At 62.2% G+C, this 13,336-nt stretch carries 8 protein-coding genes; 4 read left to right on the top strand and 4 right to left on the bottom strand.

Features of this window, described 5'->3' with window-relative positions; translation table 11 throughout:
* Nucleotides 1-6: 6 nt before the first annotated feature.
* Nucleotides 7-156 (top strand): hypothetical protein, encoded by a 150-nt coding sequence (locus OPIT5_27700; GenBank protein ID AHF94824.1) that lies wholly within the window; start codon nt 7-9, stop codon nt 154-156.
* Here the strand turns inward: OPIT5_27700 and OPIT5_27695 are convergent.
* Both OPIT5_27695 and OPIT5_27690 read right to left on the bottom strand, forming a co-directional pair.
* On the bottom strand, nt 116-889 hold the full coding sequence (locus OPIT5_27695) for a hypothetical protein (GenBank protein ID AHF94823.1): 774 nt from the start codon (nt 887-889) through the stop codon (nt 116-118). The genes OPIT5_27700 and OPIT5_27695 overlap by 41 nt on opposite strands.
* Before the next feature lie 173 nt (nt 890-1,062).
* A complete protein-coding gene (locus OPIT5_27690) occupies nt 1,063-4,413 on the bottom strand; it encodes a hypothetical protein (protein AHF94822.1) in 3,351 nt (1,116 codons plus the stop codon).
* Nucleotides 4,414-5,417: 1,004 nt separating this feature from the next.
* Here OPIT5_27690 and OPIT5_27685 point away from each other — a divergent pair.
* The 3 genes from OPIT5_27685 (at nt 5,418) to OPIT5_27675 (ending at nt 9,117) form a co-directional block, all read left to right on the top strand.
* Nucleotides 5,418-5,705 carry a hypothetical protein gene (locus OPIT5_27685; protein ID AHF93424.1) on the top strand — a complete coding sequence of 96 codons (288 nt, stop codon included), beginning with the start codon at nt 5,418-5,420 and terminating at the stop codon, nt 5,703-5,705.
* A gap of 105 nt (nt 5,706-5,810) precedes the next feature.
* Entirely contained in the window at nt 5,811-6,437 is a 627-nt protein-coding gene (locus OPIT5_27680) for an N-terminal cleavage protein (GenBank protein AHF93423.1), read from the top strand.
* A 124-nt stretch (nt 6,438-6,561) separates the two neighbouring features.
* Nucleotides 6,562-9,117 (top strand): invasion protein, encoded by a 2,556-nt coding sequence (locus OPIT5_27675; GenBank protein AHF93422.1) that lies wholly within the window; start codon nt 6,562-6,564, stop codon nt 9,115-9,117.
* Between the two features lie 56 nt (nt 9,118-9,173).
* On the opposite strand, the gene OPIT5_27670 is transcribed toward OPIT5_27675, so the two are convergent.
* Nucleotides 9,174-11,834 (bottom strand): hypothetical protein, encoded by a 2,661-nt coding sequence (locus tag OPIT5_27670; GenBank protein ID AHF94821.1) that lies wholly within the window; start codon nt 11,832-11,834, stop codon nt 9,174-9,176.
* Nucleotides 11,835-11,904: 70 nt separating this feature from the next.
* Entirely contained in the window at nt 11,905-13,185 is a 1,281-nt protein-coding gene (locus OPIT5_27665) for a hypothetical protein (GenBank protein ID AHF94820.1), read from the bottom strand.
* Between the last annotated feature and the right edge of the window lie 151 nt (nt 13,186-13,336).

Below are 13,336 nucleotides of genomic sequence, written 5' to 3'. Positions count from 1 at the left end.
TCCGTCATGCTGATCGAACGCTACGGTTTTGCCGGAGGCACGAGCACCCGGATGCCCGATACTTTCTACGGTTTTTTCACGCCCGGAGAAACCGCGCGCAAGGTTGTCGGAGGCATCACCGGTGCCGTTGTTTTCCCCGGACACCCCGGTACCTGAACCAGAACAGGGCAGACAGGACGGTGAGGCCGCAAACGGTTCCGGCATGGGCGGCTTCCGGAATGGGGGTGGCAATCGTCACGTTGTCCACGTAGAAGCTTCCCTGCGACGCGCCGACCAGTCCGGTCTGCACCTGAAAGCGGTCGATGCCGTTGACGCTGGCGAGCGCGCTCAATCCGCTCATGACGATGCTGCCGTTGATATAGATATCGTATTTGTCGGTTTCGAAATCGAGGACCAGCTTGAGGTCGTAGGTGGTGCCCGAGGTGTAGGACGCCAGCGTGGTCCAGGCATTGGTAGCCGATTCGTACTGGATCTGGCCGGTTGTCTGATAGAAGCGGATACGGGCTACGTTGGTGAATCCTTCCCGCACGGCGATGAAGCCGCTGAAAGAAGAGTCGTTGACCGGGCGTATCAGCGCAGAGACTTCGATTCTGGAACCGGTGCCTGCTGTATTGGCAAAGGAGGCCACCAGGCTGCCGCTCGCCGAGGCGTCGCTGTCGGAAAGCGCCGCGGTATAGCTGCCATCGAGGAGGGTGCCGGTCTGAACCGTCGTCTGGGTGGTGCCACCGTTTTGGGTAACGGTCCAGACCGGTGTCTGGCCCGCGGGGCTGCTGAAATTGCCGGACTCGAAATCGTCGGAAAAAACGACCGTCTGGGCGAACGCCCCCTGGGAGGCGGCGAAGAGGGTCGTGAAGAGGAAGGCAATGCTGTATGATTTTATGTTTTTCATGGGAGATGCGGATTGCTGGCTGGTGTGAGGGAAAGAAGGCAGAAGTGATTTTCCGGAGGTGATGTTATCTGTCCTGCGTCTGTCCGGCCAGGACGCTCTTGCCTCGCCTGACGGACGATTTTACCGCACGGGCGAGAGGAGGGATGCCCGGCGACGGAAACGCCCTCCGTGCATCAGTCGCCGGGCGGTGTTTCCGGAGTGACGGCGACTTCGACGGAGCAGGCGCTTTCGCCGGCGGCATTTGTCGCCGAGACCACGTAATGGCGCGCTTCTCCGTTGGTCAGCCCGGTATGCGTATAGCCGGTTCCGGGAATGTCCGCCGCGACCAGGGTGTAGGGACCGCCGGAGGAGGGGGAGGTCCTCAACGTGTAGCTGGTGGCGCCGGGTGCGGCGGTCCATGTCAGCAGGGCTTCGTGATCCCCGGCCTGGGCGGCGAGGTGTTGCGGGACAGACGGGCGAGGGCTGATCGTCGCGTCGGTAAAACGGAGCTGCTCCAGGCGGACGTTGTCGATCGTCCAGTCCACCTGCGAGGAAGCGATCACGCCGGTGCGGAATTCGATCCGGTCGATTCCCCGGGCGGTGTTTCCCTCGAGCGGAAGGTTGGTGGCGGAGCTTCCGTTGGACGCGAAGACACTGAAGGTGCCTTCCGCTTCGTTAAGCAGGATGTCGTAACGGATGATCGTCCCCGGCCCGTAGGTGCCGAACGTGGTCCATGACGGACCGGTCTGGAGATTGCCCGACTGAAAGCGCAGGCGCAGGCGAACGTCGCCCAGGCCGTTGCGCAGGATCACCAGATTGTTGTTCGGCTGTGCGCCGACATGGGTCGTCCTCGCCTCGAAGGTGAGCCGGTAAAGTCCGTCGCCGGACGTCCGCGGGGGCAGGGCGAGCAGGTATTCGCTGCCGGAGGACGAGTGATCCTGCAGGTGCGCGGAGCATGCGCCGGAAAGAGGATCGGTCGTCCCGATTGTCGTCCCGGTGCTCGCGATCCACGAAACGCCGGCTCCCTGCGGAGCGGAAGACGTTCCGGACTCGAAAGAATCGGCCAGCAAGGACCAGGCTGTATCCACAGATACATTATCCAGATACCAGTTTACCCGGGAAGCGGCCACCACTCCGCTGGAAAAGGCGAGCCGGTTGAAGCCGGCTGCCGGGTTGCCTTCGATGGGGATGTTCATGATGCCGGAGCCGTTGTTCACGAGGATGCCGCCGGTGCCGGCGCTTTCGTCGAGGATCAGGGTGTAGACGAGGGTTTCGCCGGGCAGGTAGGTGCCGAAGTCTGTCCAGGCGGGGCCATATTGCAGGCGACCCTGGCGCCAGCGCAGGCGGAGCCGGATGTCGCCCGTGCCGTTGCGGACGGCGAGCCAGTTGTTGTTGTCGGCATTTTCCACATGGTGGGTCGCCGCGATGAAGCGGATCACGGTGGTTTCGTCGGCGGGCGGCGGAGTGAAGGATGCCACAAGGGACTCGCTCGATGTTGTGTCGAGGTCAGAGATGAGCGCCGACGTCGTCCGGTCGAGCGCTTCAGGGCCACTCACACTCGTCACGCCGGTGGTGCTCGAGCGGGTCCACGAGACGCCCGCCCCTTGGGGAGAGGCAAAGGCGCCGGATTCGAAGGCGTCGTTGAAGACGGGCAGGGACGACACCTGTTTGTAGACATGGCCGGCCTGGGCCGCGAGCGCGGAGCCGGTTGTCAGGAACGAAAGGTCGTGCAGGTCGAGCACCGCATGGCCGGGATCGACAGCCACGTTTCCGTCGAGCAAGGCGAAAATGGCCCAGCTTCCGTCGGCCTTTTGCCAGCGTGCGCCGAGGCCGCCCGGCAGTACCTCCGGCATGCCCTGCATGCGGTCAGACGCGCTGTTGTACATGAAGTTGGTAAGCCTGATCTGCTCCAGTTCCGTGGCGGTGAAATTGGCCCAGAGAGGGTTGGCAACATCGATCCGGGTTTTGAGCGCGAGCGGGCAGCGCCAGGAGGAAAGGCCGTAATAAGGCACGCCGCTGATATCCGATCCGATGGAAACCGGCGTGCCCGTTCCGCCGGTGATGTACTTGTCCTTGTCGAGATAGAAGCCGGAGTTGAACGCACGCCATTCCCCGCCGTTGCTGTAGCCGGCCAGGCGGCCGGCATTGAGCGCCGAGGAGGTGAGGCCGAGAGGGGACATGCCCTCGATGTAGATGCCGAAGCCCATGTCCTCCAGTTGTTGTTGCAGCAGCAGAGAGCCCGGCATCTGGGAAATCGTCGCGGCTCCGTTGTCGTGCACGGACTCGATGCCGTAGTTGTGGTAGGAATCCAGCCAGAGCCCGTCCAGGCCGGCGTCGCGAACCGGTTGCAGGCGGGCGAGGATGTAATCGCGCAGCGTTTCGTTCGTGGTATCGAGGGGGACCAGCAGGTCGGTCACATCCCGGGCCGACCGCGAGGCCCATTCCGGATGGGTGGCGAGGAGCGTGGAAATGTCGGAAAGATGCACAAACGGAAACCAGGCGTACACCTCGATGCCGAGGCGGTGGGCCTCCGCGCACAGGTCGGCCAGCGCCTGCAATCCGCTGCCTGGCGAGCCGTCTCCCCACGCGTCGGAAACGATCCAGTCGTCGACCGACAGGGCGGAGCGGCCCGGCACGCTGTTCCACATCGAATAAAACCAGATGCGTTTGAAGCCGAGCCGGGCCACGGTCGGCAGCATCGAGCGGAAACGCGCGAAGCGGGGATTGCCCCACAGGAACGGCTTCGGCTCGGGCAACCGGTAGGCCAGCAGGCTCCGGTAGTGTTCGTCGACATGATTCCCCACCTCCAGGCAATCCTGCTGCAGGTTTGGCGGAGCGGTCGGGGTGAGGTCCATCAGCACGTTTTTCCACGGCGTCGAAAGCAGGGGTTGCGCCAGATAATAAAGATCCTGATCGCGAGGGATGCCGCCGTTGGTCAGCGACTTTTTCCCGTTCATGATCAGGCCGGACATGATGTCGTCGAAGTACACCAGCAGAAATCCGGCGCCGGGAATGTGCTGGTAATCGTGGCCCTGCATCTTGCCAAAACGGCTGTGCCGTTCCTCGCCTCCCGAAGCACGAGGTTTCCACGTGTTCAGGCCGGCCGGTCCACCTACCTGGTAATCGAGCGCCTCGTAGACATTGCGGATAAAAAAAGTGCCCGTCACGGGGTTTCCCGAAAGGCACCAGCGAGTCCGTTCGTCGATTTCGCAACCGGGTGCGGTTGGGGTCACCCGATACTGATAACGAAACCCCTCGAACGCATGGCCGGCGATGGACCGGGAGGCGACAGTTTCCATCACCAGGTCAACCGTCACATCGGGACGCCCCGAGGGAGTCAGCCGGATTTGCGTCTGCGTGCCGCCGGGATTCACGGTGGCGGACACCAGCTCGAACTGGGTGTGGTCGACGCCATCGAGGCGAAGCGAGAACGTGAGCAATTCGCCGGCCGGGCTTATCCGCGTCGAACGCCAGAAAAAATCCCGCAACCCGGTCACCTCGTTGCCGCTCCCGACCGTTTCGAGGTGAAAGGAAAGGTTGCCCATCACCCTGTCTCCGGCCCGCAAGGCGGCGGGACCGGGAGAGAAGGCCAGGGCGAGGGCCAGCAGACCGGCCGGGGAAACGACGACGTTGCGCGAAAACGAGGCAAGTCTCGTGAGTAGCGGTATTATAATAGTAACGTGTTTCATTTGCGGGAGACTGAAGCAGGACGAGCGGACGGGGAGACGGGGATGAAGCGGATAACGGGAAGACGGAGCCTCCGGCAAGGTGCGGCGGCATGAGCGGGAGTTTAGGACAAATCCCGGCCGGCTTCCCTGATGATTTTCCTCCGGAACGAGCACGATTTTACCGGACCGGCCAAACAGGCTCGATTTTCCGGATGCTCCTGACATGTATTCGTCGGGTTGTGACAAGACGAAATCATCCCGCTGACATCTGGTTTGAAACGCCCCGGGTTTCCGTCGAGGCGGCGTTTCGGGGAACGGATTTTCCTCTCCTGCAGTGGCAACTCGAAATGATCGAGCGCACCACCGGCCTCCATGCGTCCTTTCACGATCTGATCGGCATCACGTACATCATCCGGGAATTCAGCCTGACCCAGGAGTACCGCAGCCACCATAACCCCTTCTGCGAAGCCCGGAAACGCGGCGATATGTTTCAGAAATGCATTCGCTGCAAATATGTAACGAATTTCATGGCTCGAAAAAAACGGCATGATTTCTGCGGTGTCTGTTATGCCGGGGTGTGGGATTTTGTCTCTCCGGTGTTTTTCGGGGATGTATTCCTGGGAACATTGTTTGTGGGAGGAGCACGCGGGACAACCGACAGCCGACCGGACCATGACAACGCCCTGTTCGGAGAGTTGCCGCCGATGCCGACGCTGAAACCGGAAGAGCTTGGACGCCTGGCGCGGGCGGTGTCCGAGTTCATCGGTTGCTGCCTTCGTTCCCATGGCGTGTCGCCCCAGTTTCTCGATTTGCTGAACCGGAAAAAGGAACGGCTCGATGCGAGGCCCGTGCACTGGCTGGTGCGCATGGCCATCCGTTTCATCGAGGAGCACTACAACGAGCAGCTTTCGCTGTCCCTGATCGGCCGCCACCTGAAAGTGCGTCCGCAGTACCTGTGCCGGATTTTCAGTGAAAACCAGGGCGTCTCGCTGACGCAGTTTATCCACCGGGTGCGGATCTGCCGGGCCAAGGAACTGTTGCTGACCGGCCGGTTCAACGTGACGGAGGTCGCAATGCGCGTCGGGTTCGACGACTCCAGCTACTTCACCCGCATTTTTCACAAGGTGGAGGGCAAGTCTCCATCGGATTTCCTGACGGGCAACGTGTAGGCGCCACTGTGGCATGCGGGACGCTGTATCCCCATGGCAAAATCCTGCTGGAAACGGGGGCAAAACGTCCTTGTGGGCGGCAAGAATTGATGATTTAATAGCCTCATGCAAAAGACGTTGCAATCTGCCAGGTCGACCGGATACGAACATGGCGTCCCCGCCCGTTTTCAGGCTCGCTCCGCATTTACCCTGGTCGAGCTTCTGGTGGTCATCGCCGTGATCGGCATCCTCGCGGCTATCCTCGTACCCACAGCCGCGAAAGTCAGAAAAACCGCCCGCTCCACGCAGTGCCTTTCCAATCTGCGGCAGATCAGCATGGCCGCCATCCTGTTTGCCAACGACCGGAAGGGAAAACTGCCCGACGGGATCGAGCCGGGCGAGACCGGAGTCAAATGGGCGGTCATCATGCGTTATCAGTTGATCGACACCCTGCCACGCAACGCCGGGAAAGACGTATGGTTTTGTCCGGGACAGCCGGTCGTCATCTCCGCTTATTTCTATCCGAATGTAAAATCGTATGGGGCCACCCTTGCGGAGATTCCCCACCCGGCCCGCTTTATCCTCTGGAGAGATCGCGCGGAAAATCCGGCCGTGAATGCCGACACCGAAGGCACGCCGGGATCGTATGGTCCGCACGACATGGCTTTCAACGCCTGTTTTGCCGATGGGCATTCCTCGCGTATCCGGGATCGAAGCACGCTGGTGGAGCTTCTCCAGTCGCCCGAGAAATAGGCCCCCGTCTTTCTTCGCCGATACGCCCGGCGTCGGCCGGCGATTCGCCTCGCCTTGGCCCGTCTCTCTCTTCGAGTACGCATCCTTCGGTTATGGAAGGAAATGCGCTTCGCTATCCGTTTTCATGTCCCGATCCAAACACAACGACCATTCAACCGCTCCCGCCGAATCCGACATCGCGATATTCGGCAGTTCTCCTGGCGCCGTTACGACGGCCGTGCATCTCGCCCGGCGCGGCCTGCGCGTATTCCTCTGCCACAGCGGCGGTTTTCTCGGCGGAAGCGTGACCGCAGGGCTTGCTTCGCTCCCTCCGGAAATGACGGCCGGCCCTGTCGCCGAAATCCCCGACATCGGAGAGCTGCTGGCCAGAGCGCGTCGCCGTGTCGCCGTGTGTGAAGAAAGGGACACGCCGCATCCCGAAGCGTTCAAGATTGTTCTCGATGAATACGCCACCACCGAAGCCAACTTGCGCCTGCGCTTCCATACGCAACCCGTGGCCGTCGCTCTGGACAGCCGGGGAACCTCCATCCGGGCCGTGCAACTGCATTCCAAAAACGGTTTTGAAACCGTCATCGCCAGGGAATTCATCGATGCGAGTACGACCGGCCAAATGGAGCAACTCGTGCGCGACAAATGCCGCTCCCGCCATCGCGGAGTCGGGAAAAACGGATACGACCGGCCGCCCTTGCGCTACTGTGTCGGGAGGGCTACGCTGGGCAACGTGTACCATGTGGCGGCGACGGCGACCCTTGTGCCGTCCTTCAACAGCTTTTCGGTGCATTTTAACGGGAAGGAAGCCCGGCCGGGCACGGCTTTGTCCGTCCGCCAGAAATTTCGGGAAAGCTACCGCCGCACGTCGACCCGGCTTTGGGTTCCTTCCGGATCGGCGGACCTGACCGGAGGCTGCGTCGAACTGGAAGACGGCGGATTGTGGACCGAGCGACGACTGACAATCCGGTTTCTCGCGGAGCGCGGGTCCGCCGCTGCCTGGGAATTCCGGCGTCATCTGGAAACCGCGCTTGGTTTTCTCCGGCGCGAGGTGGCCGGTTTCGAGGATGTTTTTGTTGTCCAGACGGCTTCCGCTCTCTCACATTCCCCCATAAAACCCTGGCGGGTTTCGGGAACAATGAACGCCAGACCGGTGGCGACCGGATTTTCTCCGGAAGCAGATGGCTGCTACCGCTGCAAACGGCTTGTTCCGGCAACAGGTAGCCGGAGTGAAACTGCAGAGGCGTTACCGGCGAAGACACTGCAAGATTTCCGGATACACGAAACACCGGCGATCGCCACAAAACCTGACCGCGCATCCCTGCAATCTCCCGAGGTCAGAAATCTTCACCGTCTGCCGGACGATCTCTGGTGGGACGAATCGACGTCTGTCCTCGTGGAGGGGACCGGCCTTTCACTTCTGTTTGCGCCCCATGTCGAAAAGGCCGTCGGCTCGTTGAAGCCGGAAACCGGTTCGCGGCCGGCAGCCTCCGGGAAGGCAGACAGTCGGGAGAAAATCACCTTTTCGTCCAGCCGTGAAAGCGCAGATTCCGAAGCGACCGGCACGGACGATTTCGATGTGGCGGTGATCGGCGGCGGGCCTTCCGGAGTGGCGGCGGCGGTGGCGGCGGCGCGGCACGGTGCCCGGGTCGTTCTCGTGGAGCAATCGGGCGAACTCGGGGGAAGCGGCAGCACGGGAGGCGTGACCTCGTTTGCCGGGGGGTCGCGGGGCGGCATTTACGAGGAGGTGCTCGATGCGCTGCACCGGCAAGGCTACAAGTTTCCTCCCAACCAGGCCTTCGATCCGGAAGGATTTCGTCTGGTTCTCGATCACCTCGTCCGCGCAGCCGGCGTGGCGGTCCGGTTCGGTTGCGTGCTGTGCTCGGTGGAAACACGGGAACGCATCATTCGCGCCCTCACCGTGTTTCGCGACGGGAAAATGGAGCGGATTCACGCCGCTGTCGTCATCGACTGCTCGGGCGATGGTGATGTCGCCAAGGCCGCCGGCGTGCCGGTATTTCTCGGACGCGAGCAGGACCGGCTTACGCAGCCCTGTTCGCTGATGTATCAGGTCGCGATGGACACCGGTCGTCGGCACCTGAACCTTTTCTGGAAAATCCCACACGGACGTTTTCTCATTAACGCCACCCGGGTGGCGGCCGACGGCACCAACGCCGAACACCTGACCCGCGCCGAGATCGAGGGGCGACGCCAGATGTGGGACCAGATGGATACCCTGAGAAAACATTTCGACTATCGTCTGGTTCAGTCGGGACCGCGTATCGGAATCCGGGAGACACGCCGCATCGAGGGGGAATACACGCTCACGATGGAGGACGTCGTCGCCGGCCGTTATTTTCACGATCACATCGGCAAGTGCGATTATTTCCTCGATATTCACAATCCGACCGGCGCCCGCGGCACAAAGGCCCGTCGCGTGCCCAGCTACGACATCCCGTACCGCAGCCTCGTGCCACGGTGCGTGGACAACCTGCTGGCGGCGGGCCGGTGCATTTCGATGACACACGAGGCGATGTCCTCGCTCCGGGTGATGCCTCCCTGCTTCATTATCGGCCAGGCTGCCGGCACCGCCGCGGCGCTGGCCTTTCGGGCGGGTGTGCCGGTGCGCGAGCTCGATGTGAGATTTCTCCAGTCCGCGCTGATCTCCGACGGGATGGACCTTTCGCATTGAGGGGATGAAAGGCGGGAGGACAGGTTTTCACCTCTCTTTCGCCTTCAGCCCGCTTGTCATGTTTGACGAGGCCTGAGCCGGTAGCTCCGGATACCGAAGGGACCCAGTTCGATCGGGCTTCCGTCGCTTGTGCCCGCAGGGTCGTCGGCAGGCTGTTCCAGCAGATCGCAGGCGCAGAGCGCGAAGCCGGGAACGGCGACCGTCATGCATATCGTATCGCCGCACGTATTGAGCACCCGCAGCATCCAGCCGTCGTCATCGAAAGCACGTTTGATCGCGAGCAGTTGCACGTGCGGGTTGTCGATCAACGGCACCGGCCAGTCCGGCGCTCCGGCACCGGATGTTTTGAGCAACACCGGGACGGCATTGAACGCCGCGGCCTGTCGCAACAACCGGGGAAACGCTTCACGCGACCGGAATCCGCCGGCCAGGGAGTATTCAAAAACATGGTACCCGGGATCGAGGGCGCCCTGCCACGGCATCGGGTAATCCTGTGCATAACGTTCGAGGCAGTGGCCAAAAGCCGGTGAACGCACGAGACTCATGAGAAGCATGCCATTCTCGATCCGTGAAGAAACCGTGCCGCGATTGAAGAGCGCCACGCCCGGCGTATGGGTTGACGCATCACCGCCAGGAAGCGTGGCGAAGAAATCCAGCGCAGGCCAGTCGCCGTTGGGGGACCAGAGGAAATTGTCGGTCATCTCGTAGCGCTCGCGTTCCAGATAGCCGCCGGGGATTCCGTAAACACCACGGTCGGTTTTCGCCTGCGTGGGGAAAGCCACGCGAATCCGGCGGTTGGCGCTTTTCCAGTAAATCTCCGTGATAAAATCGACGCGGGCCACGTGGTCATGCAGGCGTACGGTCTGGGTCCATTCCAGACCGAAGACGGCCGGGTCCGCTTCGCGACCGAAGCGGGCATTGGGCTCAAAGGTTCCGGTAAAAACCGCCTCTTGCACCGACCCTGTCCTGCGCGCGGCGACAAACCGTGTGAATCCGCCCAGCATGGTCCGGGGGCGCTCACGTCCTCTCGTTCCCCACGGGTCGCCCTCGTCCCGCTCCAGAAGCAATTCGTTCGGGCGTATGCCGTTGTGTTTCCCGACGCCGGAGAGCAGGCAGCCTCCCTCCGCCAGGTCGCAGATCGAGGTGAGGCCGTTTTTGTCCCAGGCAATCCCGATGAGCCCGTTATCCATGCGCATTCCCGAAATGGGGACCGGGGAGGAAATCCCGCCTGCCGTCCGAAACAGTCGCGGCCGGTTATCGGGCAAGGAAACGGCGAGGCAGACTTCGCCGGCCGCTGGCGGGCGCAAGGGACTGTCCGCCCGGAGAGCGACCAGGCGCGCGTCGGTCATGAGGGTTGCCGGCACGCGGGCGAAGGCGGTAGCGATCTCGACGCCATGCTCGCCCCTCCAGTTGACGCCGGCTGGATTGCCTTCCGGCAGCATCAGCAGTTGCTCGGATTCGCGTTCGATCGACCATGCGACGAATGCTTCGCCGGACTCCGGACGCGGACCGGCCGCTTCGAGGCAGGCCTGGAAACCGGAGCGGGCAGCGTCCATGAGTTCATCGAAGGCGGGGTCGTTGTGCGTACCGGTGATCGCGTCGTGAAAAAACTGCAACGGCAGCTCCAGCCAGATTCGGGTCAGGTCTCCGGAGGGAAACTCGCGGCGGGCGGCACCGCCTGTCATCGCCTGCAAGGCGGCGCAGGCTTCGGCGGCGAAGAACGCCCGCTCCAGGCGGCGCGCGGCGAGTTTGTGCCGGATGCGCGAAACCCATGTGCCCGCCTGCACGGGATTCCATTCGACATGCGGGCTTACGCTTTCCTCCGGCGGGTTGTCCGTTCGCGCGATTTCGTCGGCGAAAAAGGGAAGAAGGGCTTCGAGGTTGCCCCAGCGGTATTCGTGATCGGGATCGCGGCGGTTGAACTCCTCGACCAGACCGGGAAGCGCGGGATCGGGAAACATCTCCTCCGACTGGCGCCAGATGATCCCGAAGGGCGCGTCCGGTGGCACTTGCACGGGTTTCAGCGGCGGATACGTGTTGAGGGCGAGATTGAAGCCGGTGGCCCGGCATTCGGGGCAGGGTTTCCCGTCGCCGGCGACTTTCCCGGTGCCGAGGCAGTGCGGGCAGGGTTCCTGGTAGCAGTGATCGAAAAATTCGTGAACCCCCGGAAACTCGTCGGCCCGCACGTACACCGTCGATCCGTCCAGCCCGCGCCAATACAGGCGGTCCGGTTTCGAGTAGGAAAAACCGGTCACCCAGAGGATGCCGCACTGCCGGTACAGTTGCGGGAGCTGCGCGGAAGAGCCGAAACCGTCAAAGCGTCCGCCCACCCGGGGCCAGCGACCCTGGACCGTGCGGGCGAAATGCAGCCCCGAGGCAAGGTTGCGCGCGAGTGTCTCGATGCAGCACTGGTTGGTGTCGATGATGGCCTCGCCGCAGCCGATGATCGAAAACCGGTTTTCATCGGCCAGCTTGCGGAGCGCGACGGCCGCGCCGGGCCGGGCTTCGAGATAGGCGCGGACCGACAGGCTCTGTTCGATTTCGAAGCCGGCGCCCTCCTCTGTCGCCTGGCGCAGGCAATGGTCGGCGAGCAATCGTTGCAAGTGTGCGTAAGGCTGGTAACAGCGGCCGGCATGCCGGTAGGCACGCTTCCAGCCACGTCGCCAGACGAGGTCGAAGTGGTTGCGAAGAAAAACAAAGACGGGTTTTCGTTTCATGGTTCGGGAGTGGATCGGAAAAGACTGGAAGACCGGGGCAGGGGAGGGAGCGGCGGGAATGCGGGGCCGCCTAGTGATAGTGCTCGGACTTTTCGCTCAGCGGCTGCAGGATTTTTTTCGAGACAGGCACCATGACGATCGCGAGGCAGGCGAGGGCGGCGAAGGAGAATTTGTATCCGATTTTGTCGCACATAATACCGATCGCAAGCTGTCCGCAGCCCAGCGCGGCGTAGTTGCAGAGAATCTGGATCGTGTAGTGCCCGGCCCGATTCTCGGGCCGGGGGAGGCCGAAAAGCAACGCGTTGAACGCCGCGGAAAAGCAGATGGTAAACGATGCTCCCAATGCGGCGGACACATAAACCGCCAGAGGACTTTTCCAGACGAGGATCGGCAGCATCGTGAGGGCAAAACTCACCGGCAGAAAGAGCAGCGCCCGCTTCGGGCTGTACCTGTCGATCATCCTCCCGATTTTCGCGCCGAGCAGGATCTGCGATCCCTTCTGGCAAATCCCGATCACCGCGGCGGTGGCCGGGATCATGTGCAGCTCGCGGAAACCGTAGATGCTGATAAACGTGGTGATCGTCGGGTAAAACAGGACGGCGTACACCGAGTTGAGAGCGATCACGCGCAGGTAGCGCGAATCGGCGATAACAGCCCGCAGCATGGAGGCGGACCAGGGGGGCGGGGCGTTTTCGACCGGCGTGCGCTGCTCGCGCCCGAAGAGCGCGAGAATGTAGCCCGACTGGCAGATCACCCAAGTCATGATAAACAGCCAGCCAAACGCCCCCGGCTTGCTCAGGTGGTAGAGGATCCAGCCCGCAAGCGCGTTGGAGATGAGCGCGAGCGCGCCGCCCGCGGTGTTGGCGTATCCGGAAAGCCGTCCGCGATGACTCATCGGCACGCATGCAGCCACATATTCGTTGTGGGGCAGGGTGACGAATCCGGCGAAAAACCAGCTCACTCCGAACATGCACGCGATGAACGTCATCAGCCATTCGTTGCCCAGGCCGAAGTGGTTGGCCGACACCAGCGCGATGCCGATGGCTCCCCAGGGGGCGAGATAAGGCAGGTGAACCAGAAACAGGTAGTATTTCTTGATCGGAAAATGGCGCGTGATAAACGGCGAGAGCAGGATGCCGAAAAGCCCCAGCATCTGCAACGAGCCGATCAGGCCGATCATGGTGTTGGAGGCGTTCAGATGGACGTATAGAGGTCCGGATGCGAGTTGCATCTCGGCGGCGCCGAAGACCCAGATCGAGTCGATCAGAACCAGCATCAGCACATTGTGACGGATGTCTGCCGGAGAGAGTGAAGTGCGTCCCTTGTCGGACGGAGGGGAGCCGGATTGCATATGATGCGGCAAGATTATCGGCCCGCACACGGGGCCGACAGGACGCGATTGGTTTCACGTCAGGACATTTTTGCTACGCACGACGCGACACGGAAAGCGGGACTTGCGGGACAAAACCTGCTATGCCGGCGGCAAAATCGTGAATGTCAGA

The organism is Opitutaceae bacterium TAV5 (genome assembly GCA_000242935.3).
Classification (GTDB): Bacteria; Verrucomicrobiota; Verrucomicrobiia; order Opitutales; family Opitutaceae; genus Geminisphaera.
The sequence above is the reverse complement of the archived record's forward strand: the minus strand, read 5'-3'. Positions and strand labels throughout refer to the sequence as shown.

Bases quoted from the DNA above. Each gene is read 5' to 3' on its own strand.
- OPIT5_27695 (AHF94823.1), bottom strand. From the start codon at position 889: ATGAAAAACATAAAATCATACAGCATTGCCTTCCTCTTCACGACCCTC.
- OPIT5_27690 (AHF94822.1), bottom strand. From the start codon at position 4,413: ATGGGCAACCTTTCCTTTCACCTCGAAACGGTCGGGAGCGGCAACGAG.
- OPIT5_27665 (AHF94820.1), bottom strand. From the start codon at position 13,185: ATGCAATCCGGCTCCCCTCCGTCCGACAAGGGACGCACTTCACTCTCT.
- OPIT5_27680 (AHF93423.1), top strand. From the start codon at position 5,811: ATGCAAAAGACGTTGCAATCTGCCAGGTCGACCGGATACGAACATGGC.
- OPIT5_27670 (AHF94821.1), bottom strand. From the start codon at position 11,834: ATGAAACGAAAACCCGTCTTTGTTTTTCTTCGCAACCACTTCGACCTC.
- OPIT5_27675 (AHF93422.1), top strand. From the start codon at position 6,562: ATGTCCCGATCCAAACACAACGACCATTCAACCGCTCCCGCCGAATCC.
- OPIT5_27700 (AHF94824.1), top strand. From the start codon at position 7: ATGCTGATCGAACGCTACGGTTTTGCCGGAGGCACGAGCACCCGGATG.